Annotated in this window: 27 protein-coding genes; 9 read left to right on the top strand and 18 right to left on the bottom strand. The window is 45.6% G+C overall.

Annotated elements, in window-relative coordinates; genetic code table 11:
* Positions 1-122: 122 nt before the first annotated feature.
* The 3 genes from QP775_RS11140 to QP775_RS11130 form a co-directional block, all read right to left on the bottom strand.
* On the bottom strand, positions 123-254 hold the full coding sequence (locus QP775_RS11140) for a DUF4023 domain-containing protein (RefSeq protein WP_239329012.1): 132 nt from the start codon (positions 252-254) through the stop codon (positions 123-125).
* A gap of 182 nt (positions 255-436) precedes the next feature.
* Complete coding sequence (locus QP775_RS11135; protein ID WP_285106050.1) at positions 437-1,426, bottom strand: hypothetical protein; 990 nt, start codon at positions 1,424-1,426, stop codon at positions 437-439.
* Entirely contained in the window at positions 1,416-1,994 is a 579-nt protein-coding gene (locus QP775_RS11130) for a sigma-70 family RNA polymerase sigma factor (protein ID WP_239329014.1), read from the bottom strand. The genes QP775_RS11135 and QP775_RS11130 overlap by 11 nt, the downstream gene beginning before the upstream one ends.
* Positions 1,995-2,247: 253 nt before the next feature.
* On the opposite strand from QP775_RS11130, the gene QP775_RS11125 reads away from it, so the two are divergent.
* The gene (locus QP775_RS11125; protein WP_239329015.1) at positions 2,248-3,507 is read left to right on the top strand and encodes a Glu/Leu/Phe/Val family dehydrogenase; all 1,260 of its coding nucleotides are present in this window, start codon (positions 2,248-2,250) and stop codon (positions 3,505-3,507) included.
* 170 nt (positions 3,508-3,677) lie between these two features.
* Here QP775_RS11125 and QP775_RS11120 read toward each other — a convergent pair whose 3' ends face one another.
* The 3 genes from QP775_RS11120 to QP775_RS11110 form a co-directional block, all read right to left on the bottom strand.
* Entirely contained in the window at positions 3,678-3,905 is a 228-nt protein-coding gene (locus tag QP775_RS11120) for a type II toxin-antitoxin system antitoxin (RefSeq protein ID WP_239329016.1), read from the bottom strand.
* Between the two features lie 15 nt (positions 3,906-3,920).
* On the bottom strand, positions 3,921-4,781 hold the full coding sequence (locus QP775_RS11115; protein WP_239329017.1) for an SPFH domain-containing protein: 861 nt from the start codon (positions 4,779-4,781) through the stop codon (positions 3,921-3,923).
* Positions 4,782-5,032: 251 nt separating this feature from the next.
* A complete protein-coding gene (locus QP775_RS11110) occupies positions 5,033-5,986 on the bottom strand; it encodes a 1,4-dihydroxy-2-naphthoate polyprenyltransferase (protein WP_285106046.1) in 954 nt (317 codons plus the stop codon).
* A gap of 299 nt (positions 5,987-6,285) precedes the next feature.
* Between QP775_RS11110 and QP775_RS11105 the strand changes: the two genes are divergently transcribed.
* Positions 6,286-6,819, top strand: a complete 534-nt coding sequence (locus QP775_RS11105; protein WP_239329020.1) for a GNAT family N-acetyltransferase — start codon at positions 6,286-6,288, stop codon at positions 6,817-6,819.
* A 342-nt stretch (positions 6,820-7,161) separates the two neighbouring features.
* Here the strand turns inward: QP775_RS11105 and QP775_RS11100 are convergent, their stop codons facing one another.
* The 3 genes from QP775_RS11100 to QP775_RS11090 form a co-directional block, all read right to left on the bottom strand.
* Positions 7,162-7,590 (bottom strand): EamA family transporter, encoded by a 429-nt coding sequence (locus QP775_RS11100; protein WP_239329021.1) that lies wholly within the window; start codon positions 7,588-7,590, stop codon positions 7,162-7,164.
* A gap of 359 nt (positions 7,591-7,949) precedes the next feature.
* Positions 7,950-8,669 (bottom strand): 3-ketoacyl-ACP reductase, encoded by a 720-nt coding sequence (locus QP775_RS11095; RefSeq protein WP_285106044.1) that lies wholly within the window; start codon positions 8,667-8,669, stop codon positions 7,950-7,952.
* 32 nt (positions 8,670-8,701) lie between these two features.
* Positions 8,702-9,013: an antibiotic biosynthesis monooxygenase gene (locus QP775_RS11090; RefSeq protein WP_239329023.1), complete on the bottom strand. Its 312-nt coding sequence runs from the start codon at positions 9,011-9,013 to the stop codon at positions 8,702-8,704.
* Positions 9,014-9,198: 185 nt separating this feature from the next.
* Here QP775_RS11090 and QP775_RS11085 point away from each other — a divergent pair, with 185 nt between their 5' ends.
* The 5 genes from QP775_RS11085 to qoxD all read left to right on the top strand — a co-directional run bounded on the left by QP775_RS11085 (position 9,199) and on the right by qoxD (position 13,970).
* Positions 9,199-9,651, top strand: coding sequence for a flagellar protein (locus QP775_RS11085; RefSeq protein ID WP_239329024.1), 453 nt, complete (start codon positions 9,199-9,201; stop codon positions 9,649-9,651).
* Positions 9,652-10,139: 488 nt separating this feature from the next.
* Complete coding sequence (gene qoxA, locus QP775_RS11080) at positions 10,140-11,117, top strand: cytochrome aa3 quinol oxidase subunit II (protein WP_285106041.1); 978 nt, start codon at positions 10,140-10,142, stop codon at positions 11,115-11,117.
* Between the two features lie 27 nt (positions 11,118-11,144).
* Positions 11,145-13,088: a cytochrome aa3 quinol oxidase subunit I gene (gene qoxB / locus QP775_RS11075; RefSeq protein ID WP_239329026.1), complete on the top strand. Its 1,944-nt coding sequence runs from the start codon at positions 11,145-11,147 to the stop codon at positions 13,086-13,088.
* Positions 13,085-13,681: a cytochrome aa3 quinol oxidase subunit III gene (gene qoxC, locus QP775_RS11070; RefSeq protein ID WP_285106039.1), complete on the top strand. Its 597-nt coding sequence runs from the start codon at positions 13,085-13,087 to the stop codon at positions 13,679-13,681. The genes qoxB and qoxC overlap by 4 nt, the downstream gene beginning before the upstream one ends.
* A gap of 1 nt (position 13,682) precedes the next feature.
* A complete protein-coding gene (gene qoxD / locus QP775_RS11065; protein ID WP_239329028.1) occupies positions 13,683-13,970 on the top strand; it encodes a cytochrome aa3 quinol oxidase subunit IV in 288 nt (95 codons plus the stop codon).
* Positions 13,971-14,118: 148 nt separating this feature from the next.
* Here the strand turns inward: qoxD and QP775_RS11060 are convergent, their stop codons facing one another.
* The 3 genes from QP775_RS11060 to QP775_RS25745 form a co-directional block, all read right to left on the bottom strand.
* Positions 14,119-15,387, bottom strand: coding sequence for an ammonium transporter (locus QP775_RS11060; RefSeq protein WP_239329030.1), 1,269 nt, complete (start codon positions 15,385-15,387; stop codon positions 14,119-14,121).
* Between the two features lie 456 nt (positions 15,388-15,843).
* The gene (locus QP775_RS11055) at positions 15,844-16,494 is read right to left on the bottom strand and encodes a TVP38/TMEM64 family protein (protein ID WP_285106036.1); all 651 of its coding nucleotides are present in this window, start codon (positions 16,492-16,494) and stop codon (positions 15,844-15,846) included.
* A gap of 303 nt (positions 16,495-16,797) precedes the next feature.
* Positions 16,798-16,917, bottom strand: a complete 120-nt coding sequence (locus QP775_RS25745; RefSeq protein ID WP_350338967.1) for a winged helix-turn-helix transcriptional regulator — start codon at positions 16,915-16,917, stop codon at positions 16,798-16,800.
* A gap of 351 nt (positions 16,918-17,268) precedes the next feature.
* Between QP775_RS25745 and QP775_RS11050 the strand changes: the two genes are divergently transcribed.
* Positions 17,269-18,357: a chymotrypsin family serine protease gene (locus QP775_RS11050; protein ID WP_285106034.1), complete on the top strand. Its 1,089-nt coding sequence runs from the start codon at positions 17,269-17,271 to the stop codon at positions 18,355-18,357.
* A 153-nt stretch (positions 18,358-18,510) separates the two neighbouring features.
* Here QP775_RS11050 and QP775_RS11045 read toward each other — a convergent pair whose 3' ends face one another.
* The 3 genes from QP775_RS11045 to QP775_RS11035 all read right to left on the bottom strand — a co-directional run bounded on the left by QP775_RS11045 (position 18,511) and on the right by QP775_RS11035 (position 22,641).
* The gene (locus QP775_RS11045) at positions 18,511-20,811 is read right to left on the bottom strand and encodes an ATP-dependent DNA helicase (RefSeq protein WP_285106032.1); all 2,301 of its coding nucleotides are present in this window, start codon (positions 20,809-20,811) and stop codon (positions 18,511-18,513) included.
* A gap of 284 nt (positions 20,812-21,095) precedes the next feature.
* Complete coding sequence (locus QP775_RS11040; protein WP_285106030.1) at positions 21,096-22,091, bottom strand: phosphotransferase enzyme family protein; 996 nt, start codon at positions 22,089-22,091, stop codon at positions 21,096-21,098.
* A gap of 97 nt (positions 22,092-22,188) precedes the next feature.
* A complete protein-coding gene (locus QP775_RS11035) occupies positions 22,189-22,641 on the bottom strand; it encodes a GNAT family N-acetyltransferase (RefSeq protein ID WP_239329037.1) in 453 nt (150 codons plus the stop codon).
* 299 nt (positions 22,642-22,940) lie between these two features.
* On the opposite strand from QP775_RS11035, the gene QP775_RS11030 reads away from it, so the two are divergent.
* Positions 22,941-23,801 carry an AraC family transcriptional regulator gene (locus tag QP775_RS11030; protein WP_285106027.1) on the top strand — a complete coding sequence of 287 codons (861 nt, stop codon included), beginning with the start codon at positions 22,941-22,943 and terminating at the stop codon, positions 23,799-23,801.
* Between the two features lie 78 nt (positions 23,802-23,879).
* Here the strand turns inward: QP775_RS11030 and QP775_RS11025 are convergent, their stop codons facing one another.
* The 3 genes from QP775_RS11025 to QP775_RS11015 all read right to left on the bottom strand — a co-directional run bounded on the left by QP775_RS11025 (position 23,880) and on the right by QP775_RS11015 (position 26,441).
* On the bottom strand, positions 23,880-24,683 hold the full coding sequence (locus tag QP775_RS11025) for an ABC transporter permease subunit (protein WP_285106025.1): 804 nt from the start codon (positions 24,681-24,683) through the stop codon (positions 23,880-23,882).
* Between the two features lie 63 nt (positions 24,684-24,746).
* Positions 24,747-25,544 carry an ABC transporter permease subunit gene (locus QP775_RS11020; RefSeq protein ID WP_285106023.1) on the bottom strand — a complete coding sequence of 266 codons (798 nt, stop codon included), beginning with the start codon at positions 25,542-25,544 and terminating at the stop codon, positions 24,747-24,749.
* Positions 25,545-25,550: 6 nt separating this feature from the next.
* Complete coding sequence (locus QP775_RS11015; protein ID WP_285106021.1) at positions 25,551-26,441, bottom strand: ABC transporter ATP-binding protein; 891 nt, start codon at positions 26,439-26,441, stop codon at positions 25,551-25,553.
* Position 26,442 lies beyond the last annotated feature (1 nt).

Below are 26,442 nucleotides of genomic sequence, written 5' to 3'. Positions count from 1 at the left end.
CGGAAATAAAAAAAGCCGCCCCTCGCTAATTCATCGAGTAGGCGGCTCCGTTGATCTGTAACACATACTGAAAACTATCCTATTTGCTAAGCGATTGGTTCTGAGGTCGTAATCTTGACCCGTTATTTATTGGTGCTTTTCTGCTTACCCGGCAGCTTATCACCTGGGGTCCCTTTACCGTGATGCTGCTGGTTCTTTCGAGCCTTCTCCTGGTTCTCGTGCACCTTTTGTACAAAGTCGTGTGTGTTGTCCATGATGTTCAAGCCTCCTTCTTTCATACAAGCGATGTCACCGTTACTTTAACCAAGTAGCAGCCAAATCATGTCCCGTACCAAACAGGTCTCCACTTCATCTCATGGTCTTGATGTCAGCAGAGAGGCTGCTTGTCGTTCATAGCCTATAATTGTCCCTAGTTACGATATACAATATCCTTCGCTCATTCCACAGCTTGGGCTGCTTGGATAAGTTGCTCTTTCGAAATATTTGGTGAATCTGTAATTACACGAATCATGACAGACGAAGAGCTCTTGGACATCCATGACCACTCTTTATACAATCCCGTATCACTAAATAAATAGTCGTTGTTCTCCACATAGTCGGCCTCAATACCATCTTTCTGTATCCGATCATGCACGATCGTGTCTGGCGAAATTGCCTTGATTTTGACCTTTTCCAAAATATGATCATACTGCACAAACAGGCGATTCCCATCCGCGCTCTTATAAGTGGACGTGTAAATATCGACCGGCGGGTTTGTCTCCTTAGGCTGTGTTCTCCAAGTGTATGCCTTTCCTTGGTCCTTGCTCTCCTGACGCAGCTCACCTAACATCTCAAGTCCTTCCAAACTAACAATGCCCCCAAAGGCAGGCTCAGACTTGCCTGATTCAAAAGTGAATGCTCCGTTTAGTTGATCGGGAACTGCACTGATAATACCCGCACTTGCGATCTTCTCGCTCCATTGCTCTAGTTGCTCCACAGTTCTAGGCTTGGATACACTGAGCAAAGGGTGCTGCCTAAAAGCTGAATACTCTGATTTCTCAAGCGCCGCCATGTAGACAGCAGCATACTGCCCTTCTTGCAATTGGTTTTTTACGTCAGCCAATGTTCTGCGAATGTCTGTCTTCAAAGACGGTGCAAGCTTAAAACCACTATCCGTCCACACCTCTGTCTGAATGAAGCCATGGTCGGATTGAAACAGTAATTTCTGGGTAGCATAGCCAAACCCTGATAATACTGCCGCAATTAGCGCGGCGTATATCCATTTTCGTGCTGTGAATTTACGTTTTAAGATCATAGGTTTCCCCTCTCTCCAATTCGCGCCTTGCTCGGCAATTATGGCCGTCATATGAGTCTCCAACGAGGAAGGTAGATGCAGCGATTCGGATGCTGACTTGTATTCTTGCTTCAACTTTTGCTCAATGGACATAAGATGTTTCTCCCCTTTCTGCCTTTCGTTCGTCCATATGACGACGCAATTGCTTTAATGCCAAGTGATGGCGGGACTTTACGGTACCTACAGGTATATCTAATATCATCGCAATATCCTGTAAGGTATAGTCGTGTACATACCGGAGCACAATAACTTCCTTTAACTTCTGCGAAAGCAGTTCGACAACAGGGAGCACCTCCATTTGAGCATGCAGTGCATACAGATGATCGTCCATCCCTGTAGGCGGCAGTTCGGCACCGTGTGACTTAACCCGTTCCAATAAACGGAACCTACGCCACACCCCTCTGTTCCAGCTCCGCACTTGGCGTACAATAATGCCATTCATCCATGCATAGAAGGGTTGTTCTGGGTCGTATTTGTCCCATGCTCGGAACAACTCCAAATAAACCTCACTCATCATGTCTGCTGTATCTTGCTTATTCGGAGCAAGGAAATAAATCAAGCGGTACGTATAATCCTTTGTCTCATGATAAAGTTGTTGAAAAGCATCTGTATCCCCAGCCCTCATCCGGATGATTAGCGGGGTAATGTTTAATTCCTTCATGTAGCCGGCCTCCATTCAGGTGTTACATGAGATATTGGCTCCGATCACGTTTTAGGTTCACTTCCATGCAAAATAAAATGTATAATGGTATAAACACGAAGAATTTAACAGAAAAAGCGCTTTTATGTTCGGGAAACCATATTTTTTTAAACATTTTTCACTAGATCTATATATTTTTTATTTCAACTTTACATGCTAACCTTTATAATACTTTAAAAAGCGAGATTAACAGAAAAAGGATAGGTGAATAATTATGAGTCATTCCACTCAGCAAGAAGAGTTAAATCCTTACTTAATTGCGCAACGTCAAGTCGACACAGCAGCCGCCAAATTGCAGCTTCCCACACACGTCACTGAGCTGCTAAAGAAACCTAAGCGCGTATTGTCGGTCAGCTTCCCTGTTAAGATGGATGATGGAAGTGTTCGTATCTTTGATGGCTACCGCTCCCAGCATAACGACGCTATCGGGCCAACAAAAGGCGGAATCCGCTTCCACCCGGGTGTTACACTTGACGAGGTTAAAGCCTTATCGATGTGGATGACCTTTAAGTGTGGAGTAGTTGGATTGCCTTACGGCGGTGGTAAAGGCGGCGTTATCTGCGATCCGCGTGAATTGAGTATCGGCGAATTGGAGCGCTTAAGCCGTGCATTTATGGAAGCGATCGCTGACATTGTAGGACCAGAACGCGACATTCCTGCACCTGACGTGTATACGACGCCGCAGATTATGGGATGGATGATGGATACGTACAGCAAGCTGCGCGGTCATAACGCCCCGGGCGTCATCACAGGTAAGCCGATTATTATCGGTGGCTCTCAAGGACGCGGCGAAGCTACAGCACAAGGCTGTGTATACGCTATTCAATCCGCGTTGAAGGACATTGAGCTTCCAATGGAAAAGGCTAGAGTAGCAGTTCAAGGCTACGGCAACGCAGGCCGCATCGCAGCCCGATTGCTGAACGACCTCGGGGCAACTATTGTAGCTGTAAGTGATTCCCGTGGCGGTATCTATGACCCAGCTGGTCTGGACATCACCCGCGTCGAGGAATTAAAAGACACGGCGAAGCTCGCAGACTACGGCACTGAGTATTTGATCAGCAACGAGCAGCTGCTTGAGCTTGAAGTAGACATTTTGATACCAGCTGCGCTGGAAAATGTCATTACTAAAGAAAATGCAGCAAACGTAAAAGCTCGTATTATTGCCGAAGCAGCTAACGGTCCTACAACACCTGAAGCAGATGAGATTCTGGACGCTAAAGGCTGTATCGTTATTCCCGACATTCTGGCAAATGCCGGCGGGGTAACCGTGTCATACTTTGAATGGGTACAAAACCTGATGAACTACTACTGGTCTGAAGAAGAAGTGCTTGAGAAACTAGAAGTGAATATGGTGAAATCGTACGATGCCGTCCGTAAAATGGCAAAAGAGTACGAAACTAATCTTCGCACGGCAGCTTACATGATTTCCCTTCATCGTGTTACCGTAGCAATGCAAGCACGCGGTTGGGTGTAATACCCAGCACCTACGGCGATATTGGCTAATTAGGCTTTCATCAAGCCTAGTTAGCCGACATAGACAGCATTATACAAGCCCCCTTGCCTCCTGATTCAGGATGGCAAGGGGGCTTGTATTGGTCATTGAACTGTCTATGTTCTAATCAGTCGATTACGTGTAAAATCCGACTAGCCTTCGATACTCGGATCCACTTGTGGATGTATCGGCTCTGACACAGGTTCAGGGGACGTTTGGCGACGAATAGACGGAAGTCTTCCCGCTTCCCGGAGCGCCTCCCTCAACAAGAACTCCATATGCCCATTTACGCTTCGGAATTCATCGGATGCCCAGCGTTCCAAAGCCTCATACACGCTTGGGTCTAGACGGAGTGGGAAGCTCTTCTTCTTGCTGGCCATTAATCGGCCTGCTCGTTAATAGATCGTACCGGTGTTAATGACCGGCTGGGCAGAGCGATCAGAAACTACGGCAACGAGTAAGTTATTAATCATAGCTGCTTTACGTTCATCGTCAAGTTCAACAATGCCGTCTGCTTGCAAACGTTCAATGGCAAGCTGTACCATCGTAACAGCGCCGTCCACAATCTTCTCGCGTGCAGCAATGATAGCTGCTGCTTGTTGACGTTGAAGCATCGCGCTGGCGATCTCAGTAGAGTACGCGAGGTGTGTCAAGCGAGACTCTATCACTTTGACACCCGCGATTGCCAATCGATTCTGAAGCTCATCGCTAAGCTCCCCTGCAATCTCCTCCGTATTGCCGCGTAAAGAAAACACCCCTGCTTCCACCGAATCATATGGGTATTTGCTTGCCACATGCCGAAGGGCCGTCTCGCTCTGAATCTCGACGAACTTCTCATATTCATCCACCTCGAACAGGGCCTTGGCCGAGTCCACTACGGAAAATACGACAACTGCTGCAATCTCAATTGGATTGCCATCCACGTCGTTTACTTTGAGCTTAACGCTGTTAAAGTTGCGTACACGGAGCGATATCCGCTTACGGCTTGAGAACGGAATGATCATATAGAAGCCGCTCTCTCGAATGACACCTAAATAACGTCCGAAAAACGTAACTACGTGAGCTTGATTAGGCTGTACGATTGTCAATCCAGTGAGCAAAATTGCGGCTAAGCTTGATACAACGATTCCGGCTACGATAGTCGTCGTCGTTTCTATCGTGAGCATGTAAACTCCCGCTGCAATCATAGCCGCGATAAGCAATAGAGCAGCAAAACCATTCAAGCTAGAGCATTTCTCTTCTTTGAACACGGTCATCACTCCCTAAGAACAAGTTTATATTTTTGATATCTTAATGATATCACTTTTTCATATATATGTAAAATTATTTATTTGCTGCTTAACACCAGGTCTGGTATTAATATTTTAATGTTAAGTTACTGCGCCTACCTCACTGTAAGTAAAATCTCAACATACGCTTCCAACAAAACAACCCCCATCATCCCTGAAAGCCTACCGTTTCACGGGATTAATGGAGGTTGCAACAGCCGATGCTCAATACGTTATCGCTACCATTGAGACAGCAAAATAGCTGCACCCAATGCTGCAATACGTGCCACATTGGTAATCATAAAATTTCTTACCGATAAAATAAACGTGTCCTTCTTGGTTTGCTTGGCTTCAAAAAGCTTTATATTGCGGTTGATTGGTATGTAAGTAAGCAGTACCAGCAAAAGAATCGCAGGATGAACGCCCAAAGCCCACAATACGATAAGATCCAAGTAAGCTGCCCAGTATGCATATCGGAACAACCTCAGTGCATTAAGCTTACCAATATAGACAGGAAGCGTATACCGACGGTTCTCAATATCATCTTCCATATCGCTAATATTGTTCGCCAGCATAATGTTAGCGATCCCCATAATAGCAGGAGAGGATATAAAGAAAACAAGCAGCACTTCCAGTATATTGATGTCAACATGCAGCAAGCCGTTATCATATAGCAAGGATACAAGCTGATCCTGCCCAACATGCACATATGTGGAAATAAAAATAATCACAAACCCCATAAACAAGCCCGAGAAAATCTCACCAAGCGGCATTCGCGAAATCGGAATAGGACCGAAGGAATAGAGAATACCGACCAGAAATGATAAACCACCCAAAAGCAGCACGACTAAATTTGTATGTAAGAACAAAATAAATCCGGCCACCCCTGCCGTCCCTAACAAGATAAAGATAATGCCTACTACCGTCCACTCCTTGATTCCGTATTTGACAATGGCATTGTGCTCTTCATAACCATACCCTTGCGTCTTAACGGCTTTCTTATAGTCGATGTAGTTGTTAATGGCTGTTGTCGCCATGTCAAAGCTGAGCAGCGACACAAACATAAGCACAAAATGAAGCCACTGAAACTCGTGGAAACGGTAAACTGCATACAGCGATCCGATAGCAAATGGAATCATGCTGGCCGCTTTTGTTTTGATTTCAACTAGCTGCATAAAACGTCCTAAAGTCACATTCATACCCCTTCAATAAACGTACTGTAATAGCACTTGCTACATATGATAATAGCTTATTTTCTTCAATTTATCCTGTAAAAATGATTAATCATCAAACCTACACGGCTCAACTAACAACAAAATCCCTACAAGAAGCTCCTGAGGCGGCAGCTTCTTACCAGGATCTTTGGGATTACTGGCCTTGTGAACAAGCTCTCCTACTTACTTCAGCCATTCTTGACGTTTCTCAACGGATAACTTGCCAAGTGATTTTACTTTCGATATAACTAAAGTAGCATGTAAAATGGGAGGTTCTGATGACACATTATACCTTGCAAAAGCGCTGCATATTAGACCGCTTAGAAGTCCGACAAGCTACCGAAGCGGATACTGGCGCCGTAATGAACCTGCTCGCTAAGACAGCGGAGTGGCTGCACAGTCAAGGCTCTACGCAGTGGAACTCTCTGCTCAGCGGCGAGGACGTACACGGCACAAGCAACGCAATCATCCGCGGAGATGTATTTGTATTCCATGAAGGGGGTACGCTTGCAGCAGTGGTGATGCTGCTGAAACATCCAAGTCCTTGGGACATCGAGCTATGGGGAAATGAGGGCCACGATTCATCTATATATGTACACCGCCTTGCCATTAACCGGGATTATGCAGGTTCAGGACTTGGCTCTTCTGTTATGGAATGGGTAGAGAACGGGATTGAATTTACAGGCAAACACCAAATCCGACTGGACTGTATTGAAGAAAATATGCGGTTATTTTCCTTCTACAGCAGCCTTGGATATACGCATCGAGGTATTAAAAATGGATTTCATCTGTTTGAGAAATCACGCAGTTAAGTGTTCATAAGCCATGAAAGATTAGAATTAGAATACAAGTTGTCTTAAACGAAAGGCAGGCTGCAGTCCTTAATTTGAGCCTACTCTCTATGCCTGTTATTGCTTGTATACGTCCATGATGTGATCTCCCCTAAAGGGGGAGGTTTCCCTGTTAAGGTTACGCTGTGCAATCGAATCTTGTTATGATGTAATACAACTTATTTCGCTGTTGCAGCATTGCCCAGGAAAATACAAGCTTGTACACAGCCCATTGAGACTGCTGATATGTGGATTCCGCTCAGGGGAAATACGCATCATCTTGCCAAGCGAAGAGCACTCTCGAATACGCGAGCTAAGCCTTTTCTATGCCGCAAACGCCGTAATCATAACGCCCACCGCAATGAGCCCCACGCCAACTGCCCCCCAGAATGAGAGCTTCTCACCCAAAAACAACAGTGCAAATCCTACGGCCAGCACCACACTGAATTTATCAATTGGCGCTACTTTGGAAACGTCACCCTTCTGGATAGCCAAGAAATAGAACAACCAGGACAGCGCACCGGCTACACCGCTTAAGACGATAAACAGCATCGCCTTTTTATTTGCCAGCACCTCCCCAATCATCGTTAATTTTCCTTGCAACGCTAATACACCAAATAAAAACAGCATCATAATGGCAGCTCGAATCGTCGTCGCCGTGTTCGCATCCACTTGGTTTAAACCGATCTTGCCGAATATGGATACTAGCGCTGCCATTGCAGCGGATGCTATTGCATACCATAACCAACTCATGTTCATCCTCCCAATCATGATAGGATTAAGATTTGTATATCCCTTTTCTAATATGTACAAATGTTATTTTAGTCCCCTTGAGAATCTTTATCAATAACTATTGCCCTCCATCTCTATTGTCGAGCATTGGAATCGCACCTCATCAATTACCTTGATTAAAATGCAAATAACCCCCAAAAGGGTCACTTTTCTCAAAGCGTCCTCCTTGGGGGCTCAATTCAGTCCATACATCAGGTTCTGCTGCTCTAGACGAACCACTTGCATTATTCAAAAGTTTCTCATTGATTACAGACTGCCGTCTTCATACTGCAAAGCAGTCCCTTACTCTAAATTGCCGTTCATGGACTAAGGTCCTACCGTTACTGCGGATTCGTCGACCAAATACCTGCGGTCTTCACAAATACACGCTGTGGCAGCTTTAATGTAGCCAGCGCCAATTCGGCCACGTCCTCCGGCTGCATGATGCTATCGCCATCATCCGTCTTCAATCCGGCATCCCGAGCCAAGTCCGTATTTACCGTGCTTGGTGTTAAGGCCACAACACGAATATTATGCTTGCGCACCTCTTGCATCAACGCCTCCGTCATCCCCATCACGGCAAACTTTGAGGCATTATACGCAGAGCCCGTCGCAAATCCACGTTCACCAGCCGTAGAAGCAACGTTAATGACGTTACCTATATTGTTGGCGATCATAGTTGGCAATGCAGCACGCGTCACGTAATAAGTCCCCATCAAATTAATACGAATAATACGCTCCCACTCTTGCGGATCCATATCGACCAATGTGCCAAATTTGGCTACGCCTGCATTGTTGATGAGAATATCCACTGTACCCAATTCTTCAATTAAGGATGCCACCGCACGTTCAGCCTCTTCTTGTACAGAAATATCCGCAGTTGCCAAGCTGACACGAATGCCGTACTGTTCTGTCAGTTCCGAGCGAAGTGCTTCCAGATCAGAAGTGGTACGGGCAATTAGACCTAGATGAGTACCTTCCTTAGCCAACGATACCGCAATGGCTCTGCCAATACCTTTACCTGCTCCGGTAATAATAGCTGCTTTATTCTTTAAGTCCATCTGTAATTCCTCCTAGTATTTCTATGTAAATGTTAAGGTGTATCTTGACTGACCACTAGCTCATATTTATTTAACGAGGCGCCCAGCATGTACTCTTTACTGTCGCCTGATCCACGGTGCGCTTGACGGAAAGCTTCGCTCGAAGTCCAAGCTTTGAACGATTCCTCGTTCTCCCACATGGTACAGACCTTAAGTTCTTCTTCGCCTTCCTTGCCGTCGCCAAGCCATACTTCCAGACGTACGAATCCCGGCATTTGCTGAACACCCTTTGCCGAAGCAAACCGCTCAGACACCTGCTTCCCAAACCCAGATTTAATTCGAATCGTATTCGTTACCACTAACATACTCTCGCCTCCAATTCCGATAATAGTTATAAGAGACCTGCATAACAGCATCAGGAGTCTCCTTCTTTATTATAACGAAACCTGCAAACTGAAACCAAACACCCCTTTTTTCCTACTAAAAAGGTATAATATATAAGCACAATGTCCTATTAATTTATTACTTTTACATCATCGAGGTGTCTTTCATGACTATAAATGTGGACAACTGCAAACGGTGCGGCAAAATTTTTCAAAAGTATTATTCCGTGTACTGCCCCGACTGTTTTGCATTTATTCGGTCCGAGCTAGACCGCTGCGCAGCCTATCTAAAAAAACATCGCGACAGCACGATTCAAGATCTGAGCGAAGCCACTGAAGTGCCTGCTGGCAAGATCATTCGATACATTAACGAAGGTAAATTATACGTACAAGATTATCCGAACTTGCATTACGAATGTTATTTCTGTGACAAGACTATTCAACGCGGCTATTTATGCCCTGAATGCGCCGCCAAATTCAAGCTTGAAGTCAAACATCTTTTTCTTGAGGACGGCTACGAGTATGACTCGATGCGGAACGAGATTAAGTATTCCGAGAAGGCAGGCGGAGGGCGCCATATTACAGATCGTTATACGGTAGATGGAACAAAACGTAAATGATGAAATTAAAAGTATATTTAAGCTAACTTGAGGCAGTCTTAACTTCGGTTGAGGCTGTTTTCACTTTTTGAACACATAATGTTCAAGGTTTGTTCACCGAGACATCTACTTCATACGTCCTAGAAATGTTTACATAATGGTAACCAATCTGTACTCCTAGAACAAATCCGGCCAAAATTAAGTGAATTAGAGCACAATCTGGCACTAATTTGTGACAATATTGCAAATTCTATCGCTAATTCAACAATTGTGTACAAATTTTGAAAACGCCTGTTTTCGGCCAAATTCAGTGATATTCCTCACAATTCAAGCAAATTCAAGCATGAGACGCTCAAATATTGCCACCATATCTGGTTTTTGCTGTCAATTTTGGTTTTCTCTTTGGTTTGTTTTTATGGTGTTACTTCAATAAGATAGACCATGGTCGCAGATTGGATTATCCCAACAATTCTTAATATATTGTCCACCACAGAGAAAGGGGTACGTTAATGAAAAAGAAAGGGTTGTTACTCACCGTATTTACAGCTCTTCTTGTGCTGTTGACCGGCTGTGATTCACTTGCGGTTCTGAATCCAAAAGGCCCAGTAGCCAAGACCCAATCGGACGTCATCATCTTCTCCATGATTGTCATGGCAGTTGTATTGTTAGTCGTCTATGTACTGTACATCTACATGCTGACGAAGTATCGCGCGTCCAAAGCAGCACCAGACTATGAACCGCCACATGAAGAGGGCAGCAAATGGATGGAAATCACTTGGACGATCATTCCGGTCATCATCGTTGTTATTCTGTCAGTCGTGACGATTCGTTCGACCAATGCAGTAGAAACAACACCAGTAGGCTATGAGGATCAGAAGCCATTAATTATTTATGCTTCATCTTCAGACTGGAAATGGCATTTCAGCTATCCGGAAGAGGGAGTTGAGACCGTTAACTATGTCAACATCCCGACCAACCGCCCGGTTCAATTCCGTTTGTATTCATTCGGACCGATTACGAGCTTCTGGGTACCACAACTCGGCGGACAGAAGTACGCCATGAGCGACATGGTTACGAAATTAAACCTTGTTGCAGAGCATGAAGGCTCTTTTGTCGGCAAAAACTCGAACTTCTCGGGTAAAGGTTTTGCCCACATGGACTTCGAAGTGCTAGCGATGTCACCTAAAGGTTATACGGACTGGGTCAATGAAGTGAAGCAGACCGCTCCGGCATTAACAGAAGCTGAGTTTGACAGCTTGCTTGAAGCCGATCATCTCGGCCGTAAATCTTATTCGTCTAATCACTTAACATTCAGACCAGCACCAGAAGGCGCTAATGGCGGACATAACCACGGATCTTCTGATGCTGACTCCAATAACGAAGCAGACAAGGAAATGGACCATTCGAAGATGGATCACTCCAAGATGGATCATTCCCAAATGGACATGGACAACAAAGAAACAGACCATGCTCAGCACGGCAACTAGAAAGAAACAGAAAGGAGTCAACTCAGTATGAAATGGGACGAATTTTTCGTTACCGGCGAACCGATGATCTATGGCGCTATGGTCAGCATCGTGCTTGTATCACTTGCCATCCTTGTAGGCTTAACCTACTTTAAGAAGTGGGGCTATCTCTGGCGTGAGTGGCTGACTACTGTCGATCACAAGAAAATCGGTATCATGTATATTCTATCCGCACTTGTCATGCTGTTCCGCGGCGGTGTAGATGCGCTTATGATGCGTACGCAGCTCGCAGGACCAGACATGAAGTTCTTGGATGCGCAGCACTATAATGAAGTATTTACGACTCACGGCATCATTATGATCTTATTTATGGCCATGCCATTTATTATCGGCTTGATGAACGTAGTTATTCCGCTCCAGATTGGTGCACGCGACGTTGCGTTCCCACGCCTGAATGCGGTAAGCTTCTGGCTCTTCTTCTCAGGAGCCATGCTGTTTAACATTTCTTTTGTTATCGGTGGATCTCCAGATGCAGGTTGGACGGCTTACTTCCCGCTTGCAAGTCTTGAGCTTAGCCCAACAGTAGGTAACAACTTCTACTCGATTGCATTGCAGATTGCAGGTATCGGTACGTTAATGACAGGTGTTAACTTTATCGTTACGATTCTCAAAATGCGTGCTCCAGGCATGAAATTAATGCGTATGCCTATGTTTACATGGTCCGTATTAATTACATGTGTCATTATCGTATTTGCGTTCCCTGTCTTGACAGTTGCGCTGGCGCTAATGATGTTCGACCGTATGTTCGGCGCACAATTCTTTACGATGGCGAACGGCGGTATGGATATGCTCTGGGCCAACCTGTTCTGGGTATGGGGCCATCCAGAGGTATATATCGTTGTATTGCCTGCATTCGGTATTTACAGTGAAATTATTTCTACATTCTCACGCAAAAATCTTTATGGATACAAATCGATGGTCATCAGTATGGTCGCGATTTCACTCTTGTCCTTCCTTGTATGGGCGCATCACTTCTATACGATGGGACACGGAGCTATGGTTAACGGATTCTTCTCCGTTACGACGATGGCAATTGCCATTCCGACCGGGGTCAAAATATTTAACTGGCTCTTCACCCTCCATAAGGGTAGGATACAGTTTACAACACCGATGCTTTATTCACTCGCGTTTATTCCGATCTTTACGATCGGTGGCGTAACCGGCGTTATGCTTGCAATGGCGAGTGCCGATTATCAGTACCATAACACGATGTTCCTGGTTGCTCACTTCCACTACGTATTGATTCCAGGTACAGTATTTGCGGTTATCGCAGGTATGTACTACTGGTTCCCTAAATTGTTCGGCTTCCGCCTGAACGAGCGTCTTGGTAAGCTTGCATTCTGGTTGATCGCAATCTGCTTTAACGTGACATTCTTGCCATTGTTCTTCTTGGGACTAAAAGGAATGACACGCCGTATGTACACGTATTCTGCAAGTACCGGCTTCGGGCCGCTTAACTTGCTTGCGACAATTGGTTCCATTGGACTTGCTATCGGTTTTGCAGTGCTCGTATACAGCATCTACTGGAGTTTCAGATACGAGCCGCGCGATACAACAAGCGATCCGTGGGATGCACGTACACTTGAATGGGCAACACACAGTCCTGTTCCTGAATACAACTTTGCGGTCACTCCAAATGTGAAAAGCTTGGATGCATTCTGGTTCTGGAAGAAAGACAAACAGCCTTTATTTGAAGATAAGATTGAAGAGATTCATATGCCTAACAACAACGGGCAGCCATTCGTACTTGGTGTTATTTTCTTCTTCTTCGGATTCTTTATGATATTCAGCTGGTGGACACCAGCAATCATTTCGGGTGTCGCGATTGTGATTATGCTTGCAGTGCGTTCCTTTGAACGTGATCATGGTCGTCATATATCGGTGAAGGAAATCAACAAGACGGAACAACAATTGCGGGGTGATAAAGCATGAAGATCGATAACACGCTGCCGCTAGAATATCAGACGGAAGAGAACAGTAACCGCATCTTTGGCTTCTGGATCTTCCTCGGCGCGGAGATCGTGCTCTTCTCGACTCTGTTTGCCGTTTACTTTACGCTTTGGACCCGTTCGGGCACTGGCCCTTCGGCTGCAGAAATATTCCAGATCAAGCCTGTATTGCTGGAAACGTTCTTGCTTTTAACAAGTAGCTTTACGTGCGGTCTAGCTATTCATGCCATGCGCTTAGGTATGAAGAAGCCATTTATGACGTTTATGGCGATCACTTTGCTGCTAGGTCTCGGGTTCTTAGGGATCGAAATCTATGAGTTCGTCACTTATGTTCACGAAGGCGCAACTTTGCAAACGTCTGCGTTCTTGTCCAGCTTGTTTGTCTTGTTAGGCACGCACGGAGCCCACGTTACAATGGGTCTGTTATGGGGTTCAGGCATTATGATTCAAACCCAGCGTGAAGGCTTTACACACGACACAGCGAACAAATCGTTTATTTTCTCGCTGTACTGGCACTTCCTTGACGTTGTCTGGATCTTTATCTTCAGCTTTGTATACTTGAAAGGATTGATGTGACATGAAACAACTATTCCCGATTCGTCATGTGATGGGATACGTCTTCTCTCTCATCCTTTCTGTAGTCGCGCTAGCGGTCATCGTCTGGGATATGTCTTTTACGACAGGACTTACGATTCTACTCATCTGTGCTGCCATCCAAGCAGCTGTTCAGTTGTTTATGTTTATGCACATTGACGAAGACAAGTCGAACAAAGCTTCGAACTATACCAATATCGCTTACGCGCTGTTTGTTGGTCTGGTCACGATCTTTGGTACACTGTTTACGATGATCTGGGGTTACTTGTAAGAGCCAAGAGCTCAAGTAGCCACGCAACCACGACAAAGCAGCCATCCTTTCACTGGATGGCTGCTTTTTTGTCATTGAATTGGACCTATGAAATAGTTAGCATACTCAGGCTTACTTCATCATTTGAAGCACACGTTCATCATCTATCTTAACGGTGAGAAGTTACACTTTTCATCTGCTCTGGATAGCCATAAGAGCCATGCTCGCTCATATCTAGACCGACCAGTTCTTCTTCCTCTGTAACCCGAAGCCCCATCACTGCCTTCATAATGGCAAGGACTGCATACGAAGCAAAGAAAGCAAATGCGGCACAGACCGCAACGCCCATTGCTTGAACCCCCAATTGCTCCAGTCCGCCACCATAGAACAAGCCTGGCTTGCCAACACCTACTTTATCCACCAGCTCAGGTGCAGCAAATAAGCCATTAGATAACGTCCCCCATACTCCGGCCATCCCGTGAACAGATAATGCGTAGATCGGATCATCAATACCTAGCTTGTCAAACATTCGCATGCTTCCATATACGAGCCCACCTGCAACTAAGCCGATTACGATAGCCGCCCAAGATTCCACAAAAGCACAGGATGCGGTGATTGCAACAAGCCCCGCCAATGCACCATTAAGCATTGTAGGGATATCAGCTTTGCCCATCAGTACCCAAGAGATTAACAAGGCAGCTGCAGCCCCAGCTGCCGCGCCCAACTGCGTATTCACAGCTATAAATCCGAAAAAGCTGCCATCCCCCGCCGTAATGGTACTACCTGCATTAAAACCAAACCAGCCGATCCACAACAGCATGACACCTAAGGTGGTAAATACCTGGTTATGCCCTGGAATCTCATTGGGCTTTCCAGATGGATGATATTTGCCAAGACGCGGCTTAAGCAGTATGGTAGCGGCCAATGCGGCCATTGCTCCCGTTAAGTGAACAACAGTTGAGCCCGCATAATCTTGCTTCCCATGTTCGGCAAGCCATCCGCCACCCCATATCCAATGCGCAATGACCGGATAGATTACAGCAGAGAAGATTACTGCAAAGATTAAATACACTGACAGCTTTGCTCTTTCTGCAAAGCCTCCCCAAGCTACAGACATCGAAATCGCGGCAAATGCCAATTGGAACATAAACATAACCGTCGGTGCTATCGCGCTTCCTTCCGGCACTTCCTTCATATCAAACGCAAAGAAATCGCCCCAGCCTATTATAGGGCCGCCCTGTGTACCGAAAATAATAGCATAGCCAACCGCCCAAAACACCAGCGACACAATTGCCACAGAAAACACGGTTTTACCTGCTATATGGCCTGCATTTTTCATTTGTGTAGAACCTGCTTCTAACATAATGAACCCACACTGCATAAATAACACCAATATTGCCCCCAACATTGTCCATATTGCGCTAGTTCCTAACTCCATTCTGACCAGTCCCTTCGCAATCTAATATGATGTTATATTTCTTGCATTTGTTCACGTCTAGAAGCAAAAACCCTTAATAGATGTAATGTTACATAACACAAACCAAATCATTTTCTTAGTATTTTAAAGAGACACCACATTAATGTCAATATATATAACATCATTTTTTAAAATTATTAATTACCTGCTTAAAAATACTAAATTTATTGTATTAACTAAGCTGAATCCCATAAGAAATCCATTTATACAGATCAAAATCCGAATTTGTGTCACATTAACTTACATACATTACATCAAATGTGATGTCCTTTGTTTTCTACACCTCCATTTCCTGTTTAGAGTGAACACAAGCTGAGGCAAAGCAGACAGCAAAAAGCCCGGAGAGCAGTTGCAACTACTCTTCGGGCTGCTTCGTATTCATCTAATGGCACTCAAAAGGCTGACAGTCATTAAAAATTACATGGATTGCCGTTGATCTGCTGCTGCAGCCGACTTCGACTCCTGATGCTTGGTCGTAGCTTTAGTAAACCGAGCTTCAATCTTCTTGCTAATAAATAAAGATATGCCTATAAATAAAACAACGTATATTAACTCAATCGGATGACGAACAAATCTCTCCAGATCATGTCCGATAATCGAAACAGAGAATACCATCAATGCTTTCCCAAACAGAATCGCAATCAAGTACGAGCGCAGCCGCATTTGCGCGACCGCAGCTACCATGTTAATAATAACAAACGGGCCTACTGGAAAAATACTTAATAAAAACACATAGCTAAATGCATTGTGGCGTACCCACAGCATCGCTTTCTGTACTTTGGGCTTCTGTGACCAGCGTTCCAAATACCGATGCCCCGCTATTTTGCGTATAATCAGAAATGTGACCAGGCAACCACTGACAATCCCAATCCAAGAATAGAGGAATCCTAACCACAATCCATATACGGCAGCATTCACACCTACGATGATCATCGTAGGGAGTGGCGGTATAAATGATTTCATAAATGTCAGCAGAATGCCGGGAAGCGGTCCAAAGGAACGGAACGTCTCCATAAATGCCGTCAAATGTTCTTCTGTCAAATAAGAAGCAATATCTGCTATTACCATGAATGAGCACCTGCACCCTCTACTGCACAACCCGCTGTCGACATGCCTCAACCCGTCCTTTATCTATCAGCTTCCACACGATGGCTATATCTATGTGACCTTTGCACTAGCATACCATAAATAATTAAACGAACGGTTTGGTTCCAGAAAAAAGAAGAAGCAAACTACTATGCGCGCTTCACAAATTCATCTAATAGTCATAACTGTATAAGATCAATATTCATCCGCTCATTATGGCTAGTCCATCAGCCTTACAAAACACCCTTGCCTTAAGTCTCACACTGCCCAACACTTCATACTGCTTTAAGCTATTCTAATAAAAGATATCTCTATTTTCCTTGCCCAATCTCGCATCAGTAGAATGATGGGCACCGGCATTCGTCCAAGCTGTGTCAAGGAATATTCCACCTTCAGGGAAACCAATGAATACAGAAAGAACAGTCATTTTAAGAGAAGAAGGAATTATTACGGGAGACTAACTTGGTATTTCTTGTATGGTTGCCTTTGGTTATCATGTCAGTAATCCCTACCCCAAGACTCGTCAAACGATAGGACAAGTAGTGCAGTGGGTCAAATAAAATATTACTTCTTAACGGGACACCACCTAGGCTGGTGTCTCTTTCTTTGTTTGCTAATATGATTCCCTAAGTGTCAGTTGATACGCTTGCATCAGGCTCATTTAGACTCATATCCCTAAATTAGTAATATCGCCTAGTCCCTCGCCTAATGACATCGCATAAAATAGGATGGAATTTCAAAGAAAAGAGGGAACCTATGGCCAGCTTTCATGAAGCCTATAAAGCCAAAACACGCTTGGCACCGGCTTATCTCAAGAAAAAAGGGATTGTAGGCATCGGTGTGGGATACGCGAATCCCGCCAAGCCAAGTAAAGGGGCAAGCGTCATCGTTTATACTGCGAAAGCATCGGCCGCAGCGAAGCTTTCCATACCTAGTGCCGTAACGACCAGCAGTGGAGGATCATCGGTATCCGTACCTATACGAGTTATTGTGTCGGGTCACATCAAAGCCAATACGGCTGCAATCAGTCAATTGCGCGATCGAATCCGTCCCGTGCCAGCTGGCTACAGCGTCGGATACCCCAGTATTCCAGGATCCGGCGGCGTATCTGGGACAGCCGGTCTGATCGTAATTAACAACCCGCAGCGCAATCAATTGCTCATATGCAGCAACAACCACGTGTTAAATCGCAACAATACTGCCGGGTTCTCCGAGACCGTTCAACCAGGAGCCGCAGACGGCGGAAATACCGTCACGGATCGTATCGGACGACTCGAACGGTTCATAAGACTGCAGCCAAACGCAACTAACTTCCTTGATGCAGCAACTTCAATTCCGCTTAGCAATAGCCTCCTTAATCCCCGTTATGCAGGTGTTGGCGTCATTCCCGGCCATTTGCTGACCTATCGCGTTGGTGAACGTTTTAAAAAATCAGGCCGTACGACAGGGTTTGTCAGAGGTACGGTTGAATCCGTAAATTCAGACTTTAATGTCGATTACGGCACCTACGGCGGACTAGGTACTATATTGTTCCGCAATCAAACAGTCGTACTAGGCAGCTCTGCTGTATCTTTGCCGGGCGATTCGGGTTCCGTATGGCTTCGGGACAGCGACAGCTTTGCAGCCGCAGTCAATTACGCTTCTACTTCTAACGGTCTGCGCTCTATCAGTTATCCTTTCAACTGGTTCGCTCAAGCATTTAATGTGCTGGTTGCCAGACCCGCAGGATCAACTGGGCGCGTAAAAGGAAAGCGACAGACCAGCCCAGCTTATGCCCAACCACTCACAGCAAGACAGTTGTCCAGCATCAAAATCGTAAGAGCTCGACGCGCGCGGCGAAAATAGAATTGTCCGCTTTGACGTGTTATCCCCAAATGACTTCTACTTGTATTTGCCCCTAATTACACCGACCACTTTTTCTCATATACATGAAGGCTGGGTGGATTATCCGCTCAGCCTTATTATTACGGGAAGGTATCCCATTTTAAATCAATCATGCTAATCCCTTACATTTAACACGGTGTAATCGCGCCATTCCTCCGGCAGCAAGCTTCTATAGTGCCCCTGCAAATACCGGTCATCCACTAGCACTAGTATCCCCCGATCCTGCTCTGATCGGATGAGTCTTCCTCCTGCCTGCAGTACCTTGTTCATACCAGGGTAGACATAAGCATAATCATACCCCCGCTTGCCTATTCCATTAAAATAATCACGTAATATATCTCGCTCTAATCCGAGCTGTGGAAGCCCTACGCCAACGACGACAACTCCAGTCAAACGATCTCCTACTAGATCAATGCCTTCTGAAAATATGCCGCCCATCACCGCAAATCCAACCAACGTACGGCCATTCTCAGCCTGAAACGCGGTCAAATACCGCTCTCGTTCCTCTTCCGTCATATCCACCTGCTGCACGATCACATCCACATCTGGCCGTTCTTCTTCCACAAAAGTTTTGTACACGAGATTCATATAAGCATAGGATGGGAAAAAGAACAAATAGTTGCCCTGCCGATTCTCCACCAACTGTTGTAACAGTTGAGCAACCCTTTCTTTTGTTCGCTCCCTGTCATGATAACGGGTAGACACGGGTAGTACTGATACTTCCAACTGGTCCGCAGAAAAAGGTGTAGCAAGAGACAGCGAATAATCGCCCTCGCCAGCTCCTAGCATATCTCTGTAGTAAGAGATTGGGGACAATGTGGCCGAAAAGTAAATATGCGATCGAAATCCCTTACCCATCTGAGTCAGCAGATAAGAAGGGTCAAGGCAAAACAGCCTCAATCGCACCTCGCTTCTGTCTATTTCGGCATAGGCAACATACTTCTCATCAAATAACTTTCCGATTCGAACAAAGCTTTGTGCCGCAAAATACGTATCCAAAAGCAGTGGACTAGGCTCTGCACCCCCAGATGACGCAAGCTGCCTCTCTGCCTGGAACACAAAGGTTTCTACCAATGCTACTAATTCCTCTGGTCGTTCTTTCTCTACACGATACTTATCTTCACTCAGCTTGCGAAACCGCACAAAGTAATCATTAATAGCTTTGGAGGATTGGTAAATCTCAACACTCCTCGTCTTGAACTCCCTCTGCAAAGCGAGGAATGTCGACTTGACTAAAGTACTCGAGAACATCTCCCTTGCCCGATCGACCAAGTTATGGGCTTCATCGACTAACAAAGCGGTCTGATTTCTGCGCTCCGCCAACATTCGTTTTAAAGAAACACGCGGATCAAAAATATAGTTATAGTCCCCTATGACAACATCCGCCGCATAGGCAGCATCCAACGACAGTTCAAAGGGGCACAAACGGTGCTTTTGTGCGTAATGTTCAATGACGGGTCGTGTCATCAACGTCTCTTGGGAGAGCATATCCAACATGCCACCATTTAATCGATCATAGTAGCCATCCGCATAGGGGCAATCTTCCTTCCGGCAGCTCATCTCCGCTTGGAAACATACCTTCTCCTTGGCGGTCAGCGTCACACTGTGCACCACAAGCCCATTCGTTCGCAAATGGACAAAAGCATCCTCTGCTGCTGTGCGCGTAATGGTCTTGGCTGTCAAATAAAACAGATGCTCAAGCAGGCCTTGTCCAATTGCTTTGATGGCTGGAAATATCGTCGAGATCGTCTTGCCAATCCCTGTTGGCGCCTTGACATACAGCGACACGCCTTCTTCAATCGTGCGATACACAGCACCTGCCAGCCTGCGTTGTCCTGCCCGATAAGCATCAAACGGAAAAGATAATCGCTCGATACTCTTATTCCTGCTGCATCTGTGCTGATAAAGCAAATCTGCGTAGGGCGCATACCGCCTAAGGAGATCCATTATCCACTGCTCCAGCTCCCCATATTCAACCTCCTGCACAAAGCGCTTCTGCTGCTCCGTATCCACCTGCACATAGGTCAACTGAATTCGCATCTTATCCACTTGATGCTCCTTAGCATACATATAGGCATAACACTTCGCCTGTGCCCAGTGGACAGGAAACGCATCTGGCGTGATCAGATCTATATCCTTTGCAGTAGATTTAATCTCGTCTATGGTCAGCTGACCGTCCTGTACTAGCAGCCCGTCACATCTTCCCTCGATCCCAAACACATACTCGTCACAAGCAATCTCCGTGTATAAATGTACTTCCTTCTGATCTTGCTCCCCATAAGTCCGCTGTATCTTATGATGCGCCTTCGTCCCTTCTGCCATCGTGCTCGTTGTCCGAAAACCTACGTCAATGCTTCCGCTGCGATATACATATTCGACCAGCGTCCTTACAGCTATATAGATCAAGCTCGGCATGATATCACCTATCGTTGAGTATTAGAGAACATTTGTTCTTTATTTTACCACGACAGCTAGCAGTAAGATACAACGACCAGAGTTTCTAACACCTCGAAGCGATTTGGGCCCTTTTCAACGCAAATATACATCACGTTATAACAACCCCGATTTCATTTGCCGTTTATATAAAGACGATCCCCAAGCTGAACGACGCAGTCAAGTAGCTGCAGAACTCCGTATGTATACTAACATCACTAGCATCCAACATGCTCAGCAGCAGGGCTACATGCCTGTAGAATTGTTTAGAGGAGAAGCTGCATGCAAGGGATGCCATTTCGTATTCCGTCTACATTATGGGCTAGCCATGCACGTTTATTCTCATCGACTGCCTGTGAACCCCAAATTGTGTAGAGCAGCAGCGTTAATTCAACACGTCTCTTTTCGATGAATAGAGGGAGGTGCACCAACCATTTCTTATCCAATTGATACTTCCGATTGTATCCCGTCATAAAGTGCCGAAACACCTCATTTGCAGCTGTTGATACGCGAGCCTCTTCATATTCGATCTGCTGCTTGTTGCCGAATACGGAGCCGTAAAAGACTGCGATTGCAATATCCTGCAGGAAGTAATCATAACCACAATCGTCGAAGTCAAATGCCGTAATGCCAGATGCATCTACAAAAAAGTTCGATTGATGCAAATCTCGATGGCATAGGCCATAGTGATCCGTCACACGCGGTAAGGCATCAATGGCTGCGGAGACCTCGCTTAGCTTGTGATAAAGCTCATGCTCTACATCACTAAACCGATCGACTGCCAGGCCCAGATCATCCTGATGCGGCCTCGACTCCAAGCCTTCTGCTACTCGGTAACCCACCGTCTTGGCGTGCATATCACCCGTTATCTCTCCCCATAACTCAAAAAGGTGCGGGCCCCACAGCTCATGAGAAGCATTCACATGCGAACCCTCCGCCTTTTCAAATACAGCCAATGTAAAGTATCCTTCCTCAGCTTCAAGCCTTTCTATGAACTGACCGGAGGAAAAAGGCATTGGACAGACGACGCGGACACCCTGCTCGGCGAGGAAGTGAACCCAATCCAGTTCGGACTCAATTTGTGCTGCTGAACGATGTGCACTATGGGATATACGGAGAATGAGGTCGCGACCTCCTTGCTCAAATCCGTAAATAATATTTTCGAACCCGCCGATAGGATATAAACGATCAACCTCTATACCAAGTCGTTGTGCGGAAAGTTGAAGCTGCTCTTCTGTAAACAAATGCTGCCCATTTGCCACCATGTCATCCCCTTTTAATGGCTCTTGCTCAAAGACCGATTATATTCCCTTCGTTTGCAAAACGCTGACAATCCTATTCCTTTACCAGCATTAGGGATTACAAATCCTGAGATAGGCGAATCATATCTCTGCATTGAATCTCATTTTCAAAGATAGGCTCCGGATAATGCCGTACAAAGAAGTCCTGATCGATTCCCACAATTCTAAACCCGCATTTCTGGTAGAGCGCTAGCTGACCTACACTTGAATTACCGGTACCAAGCTCCACTGTGCTGTAGCCCAGTGATTTAGCTGTCTCAAGTGCATGGCGTACCAGCCCCTTCCCTATACCTCTGCCATGGTGCTCTTCAGCAACCGCCACATTAACAAGCTCTACCGTTGACGGTCTCGTCGGCAAGAGTACGTACACCCCAACGACGTAATTGTTATGTTCCGCTATGTAACAGTGCCCGCGCTGGATATATTCCTCTACAATGGCACGTGAAGGGTCTGCCAGCAGTAACAATTCCATTGGATATAATTCATCAATTTTCAGCTTACGTATGTTCATGTTGAATCTCCTTTTTATCAAAAATAACGCCTATCTTACAGCTGTACTCGGATTAAAAATAGTATATAATTTACATATTCGTGCTGATCTGCTATTTTCCTTCCACCTACCAAGTGCTTTACTCTAGCCCTTGTGTCATCGGTGATGAAGACTGCCCTTTGTACGCTGCTATACAATTCTATTGATGGTGACATAAATTGGTAATGAATAATGAAATACCCTGTTCGAACTTCGCACGGAAGGACAGGAAAATCGAATTTCCTAATGATAGGATAAACATATGAAAGAGGTGGAGGCTTTTGGAGTGGTTGACTCGAATGGAAGCCGTCTTGGAACTGATTGAAAGCAGGATGGAAGATAAGCTTGATATGGATGAGATCGCACGCACGGCACAGACTTCTTCCTTTCATTTTCAACGTATGTTCCATATCGTAACGGGATATACCATTGCAGAGTACATGCGCAAACGTAAATTGACGCTGGCGGCACAGGAGCTGGCCTCTTCTTCCGCCAAAGTGGTTGATGTGTCGTTCAAATACGGCTATGATTCACCAGAATCATTTACGAAGGCCTTTCGCAAAGCGCATGGCATCACACCTTCTGCTGCGCGTCAACCGGGAGCCTCACTAAAAGCCTTCCCTCGCTTGGCATTTCATCTATCTTTGAAGGGAGACAAGGAAATGGAATACAAATTAGTAGACAAACCCGCCTTTCATGCAATTGGCAAGGCACTTCATACTACGACCAAAGATGGCGAAAACTTACGACGCATTCCAGAATTTTGGGGACAATGCAATGAGGACGGAACATATTGTCGACTAGCCGAGCTTGAACCAACCCATCATTTTCTTGGTATCTGCACCGATTTTAAACATGACACTGAAGAGATGAGCTATTGGATTGCTGTTGAAAGCAATCAAGCTGTAGAGGACACAACACTGGACTCTTATTTGGTCCCGGCCAACACTTGGGCTGTCTTCCCTGCTTCAGGTGCTATGCCGCATGCGATGCAGCAGCTGTGGGAGCGAATCTTCCAAGAATGGTTCCCTGCCACCGGATATGAACATGCAGATGGACCTGAATTGGAGGTATATCCGTCGGGCAATCCATCTTCCGAAGACTATCAGTTCGAAGTCTGGATACCGATTAAGAAAAAATAATAGCCTGACCAACACAAGTAGACCGGTTGCCGCCTCAGCGACCGGTCTGCCATCATTCTGATTTATTACTATATCGTGTTACATATTCAAGTCCCGCTTATTATACCCCACATAGGTCATCGTCGAGCAGACCGCGATAATCACCACTGACAACCATACGGAAACCATAGACAAGCCACCGCCGTACATTACTTTTTTAGCTTCAAAATACTTAAATGGCGTCACGTAAGCCAACACATCCAGGTTGCCGCTTAGATCTATCCCAAGCGACAACATAAAAGCGACTAATAAGACTGCTGCTGACCAGGAGACTGCACGTTTAGGATTACGGCTGACTGCCGCGATCATAGCACCCACGAGCAGGAACAATAACTGCAATATAAACATCCCTGCCATCATAAGTGCAATATCTCCATTCACATACTCACCGTTACTGTAATAGTTAACCATCGTCACGGAGGAAATCCACATGACCAGACCCACCACGGCCACATTAACCACGGCGGCCAGCAGCTTCGCCGTTAACACAAAGCTCCTGGAGACCGGCTTTACGAGTAGGAACTCAGCTGTCTTGTCCCGCTCCTCCTTCGAGATGATGTTCGCGCCGAGCATAGCCGCATGGATCGTGGCCATCATAAGCAGATACAAGAACAGCACCCCGTAATAACCGCTTGCTTTTGACAAATCAAATGTGCCAATTCCCATAATGATCTGCAGAGACTTAGGCATATCAGCTACGAGATCATTCATGGACTGACCTGTGCCAGACATCGACATCCCCGCATATTTGCCCATACCCGATGCTACCATCACGACGATTGCGATGCACCAAAGGATCAATGACTTGCGAGCAGCCTTTAATTCACGCCTAAATATATTCAACGTAGAGCCCCCTCTTATGTCACCTGTAAGTTACAACATTGTCCATCTGCATCATCTCGTCGTCTAAACCGTATGCACATCCCGCTTCATGTACACGATATAACTAACCATTATCGACGTAACGACAACAACCAGCGCCGCCCACATATAAACAACTTCATAACCATGATGCTGCACAATATAAGCAGCGTCAAAATATTTGAAGGGCGTTAACATACGCAGTTTATCGTCCCCGGTCGAAGCGCCTAAAATGCCAATTAAAAAGAACGCGAATACGGCTCCGAGCGAAATAGGCAGCACAGCTCTTATTTTGGGCATAAGTACGGCTGTCAGAACACCCAGCGACAGAAATAGAAGCTGCACAAATAACAGCGTCACCGATACCAGCAATAGTAGGTGCAAATCAAACGATTCTGCACTCACAAGTAAAGCCAGCCCGCTAGCTGCGATTATATATACTAGATTGGTCAGTATCAGCGAAGTACATGCAGCAAGCAGCTTCGCTGTCATGATGCTAGAACGCGCCACAGGTTTCGTTAGCAGAAAGTCAGCCGTCTTTTCACGCGATTCCTTGGATATAATCGAAACCCCCAGATTCATCGCTTGGATGGCGCCACACAATGTCACATACATAAACGCATAGGAGTAAAACCCTAACAGTGAAGTGATCGATTCAATTTGAATGCCCACCGCATGCAAAACGGCCTCCGGCATACTTCTCAGCAGTGTCTTAAACTGTTCCGCATCATGGTTAAATGTCGGGAACATAGACAACATAAAAGCGACCAGCGCAACCAACGCAGCAGTCCAGATGAGGTTGAACTTACGATAAGCCTTTAGCTCATAGCAATACATGTTCATCACTGCTCAGTCCTCCCGCTCATAATAATGCATAAAGATCTCTTCTAGATCCGGCTCCTCCAGCCACAAATTACTGATCTCAATTGCTGCAAGCTTGGCCGTAATCACATTCAAATTGCCTTTATATAAGAACTGGATCATCGAACCTTCAACCTTCAATTCATTTACACCGCTAAATTGAAAATAATCAGACGCAATCGGAGAAGTAGTTTCCAGCTTAATTCTCTTGTAGCTGTCTGCTTGCAGCGCGCTCACCTTCTCCATTTTCACAAGCCTGCCCTCCTTGATAATCGCCACGCGATCACATAAGCGCTGGACCTCACTCAAGATATGAGAGGAGAATAGAATTGTCGCTCCCTTCTTGTTTTCCTGCTCTAGCAGCTCAAAGAACTTCTGCTGCATCAACGGATCTAATCCGCTCGTCGGCTCATCCAATATGATCAGTTTCGGTTCATGCAACAATCCTTGTACAATCCCTACCTTCTTCTTATTGCCCAGCGACAAATCATCGATCTTCTTGTTTAAATCAAGATTCATAATATCGGCTAATTCCTTGATTCGCGACCGACAATCCTTCTTATAGAAACTTGCAGAATAGCTTAACAAGTCCTTCACTTTCATATTGTCATAATAAAACACTTCTGAAGGAAGGTAACCGATCTCCTTCCTGATCTCCGTCCCATGCCGCAACATATCCTTGCCGAAGATGGCTGCACTGCCGCTTGTTGGCTTAATGAGACCAAGCAGGGTCCGAATCGTGGTGGACTTTCCCGCTCCATTAGGACCGATAAAACCAAATATTTCACCTTGCTCGACCGTAAAGCTTAAATTCGAGATTCCTCTTGCGCTCCCGTAAGTCTTCGTTAAATCGTTTATTTCGATTACGCTTACGCTCATC

The sequence above is a fragment of the Paenibacillus sp. UMB4589-SE434 genome (assembly GCF_030226685.1).
GTDB lineage: Bacteria > Bacillota > Bacilli > Paenibacillales > Paenibacillaceae > Paenibacillus_B.
This window is presented reverse-complemented; position numbering and strand designations above follow the sequence as displayed.

Excerpts from the sequence above, each read along its gene's own strand:
- QP775_RS11140 (WP_239329012.1), bottom strand. The coding sequence starts at position 254 with ATGGACAACACACACGACTTTGTACAAAAGGTGCACGAGAACCAGGAG.
- QP775_RS11135 (WP_285106050.1), bottom strand. The coding sequence starts at position 1,426 with ATGTCCATTGAGCAAAAGTTGAAGCAAGAATACAAGTCAGCATCCGAA.
- QP775_RS11130 (WP_239329014.1), bottom strand. The coding sequence starts at position 1,994 with ATGAAGGAATTAAACATTACCCCGCTAATCATCCGGATGAGGGCTGGG.
- QP775_RS11125 (WP_239329015.1), top strand. The coding sequence starts at position 2,248 with ATGAGTCATTCCACTCAGCAAGAAGAGTTAAATCCTTACTTAATTGCG.
- QP775_RS11120 (WP_239329016.1), bottom strand. The coding sequence starts at position 3,905 with ATGGCCAGCAAGAAGAAGAGCTTCCCACTCCGTCTAGACCCAAGCGTG.
- QP775_RS11115 (WP_239329017.1), bottom strand. The coding sequence starts at position 4,781 with ATGACCGTGTTCAAAGAAGAGAAATGCTCTAGCTTGAATGGTTTTGCT.
- QP775_RS11105 (WP_239329020.1), top strand. The coding sequence starts at position 6,286 with ATGACACATTATACCTTGCAAAAGCGCTGCATATTAGACCGCTTAGAA.
- QP775_RS11100 (WP_239329021.1), bottom strand. The coding sequence starts at position 7,590 with ATGAGTTGGTTATGGTATGCAATAGCATCCGCTGCAATGGCAGCGCTA.
- QP775_RS11095 (WP_285106044.1), bottom strand. The coding sequence starts at position 8,669 with ATGGACTTAAAGAATAAAGCAGCTATTATTACCGGAGCAGGTAAAGGT.
- QP775_RS11090 (WP_239329023.1), bottom strand. The coding sequence starts at position 9,013 with ATGTTAGTGGTAACGAATACGATTCGAATTAAATCTGGGTTTGGGAAG.
- QP775_RS11085 (WP_239329024.1), top strand. The coding sequence starts at position 9,199 with ATGACTATAAATGTGGACAACTGCAAACGGTGCGGCAAAATTTTTCAA.
- qoxA (WP_285106041.1), top strand. The coding sequence starts at position 10,140 with ATGAAAAAGAAAGGGTTGTTACTCACCGTATTTACAGCTCTTCTTGTG.
- qoxB (WP_239329026.1), top strand. The coding sequence starts at position 11,145 with ATGAAATGGGACGAATTTTTCGTTACCGGCGAACCGATGATCTATGGC.
- qoxC (WP_285106039.1), top strand. The coding sequence starts at position 13,085 with ATGAAGATCGATAACACGCTGCCGCTAGAATATCAGACGGAAGAGAAC.
- qoxD (WP_239329028.1), top strand. The coding sequence starts at position 13,683 with ATGAAACAACTATTCCCGATTCGTCATGTGATGGGATACGTCTTCTCT.
- QP775_RS11060 (WP_239329030.1), bottom strand. The coding sequence starts at position 15,387 with ATGGAGTTAGGAACTAGCGCAATATGGACAATGTTGGGGGCAATATTG.
- QP775_RS11055 (WP_285106036.1), bottom strand. The coding sequence starts at position 16,494 with ATGGTAATAGCAGATATTGCTTCTTATTTGACAGAAGAACATTTGACG.
- QP775_RS11050 (WP_285106034.1), top strand. The coding sequence starts at position 17,269 with ATGGCCAGCTTTCATGAAGCCTATAAAGCCAAAACACGCTTGGCACCG.
- QP775_RS11045 (WP_285106032.1), bottom strand. The coding sequence starts at position 20,811 with ATGCCGAGCTTGATCTATATAGCTGTAAGGACGCTGGTCGAATATGTA.
- QP775_RS11035 (WP_239329037.1), bottom strand. The coding sequence starts at position 22,641 with ATGAACATACGTAAGCTGAAAATTGATGAATTATATCCAATGGAATTG.
- QP775_RS11020 (WP_285106023.1), bottom strand. The coding sequence starts at position 25,544 with ATGAACATGTATTGCTATGAGCTAAAGGCTTATCGTAAGTTCAACCTC.
- QP775_RS11015 (WP_285106021.1), bottom strand. The coding sequence starts at position 26,441 with ATGAGCGTAAGCGTAATCGAAATAAACGATTTAACGAAGACTTACGGG.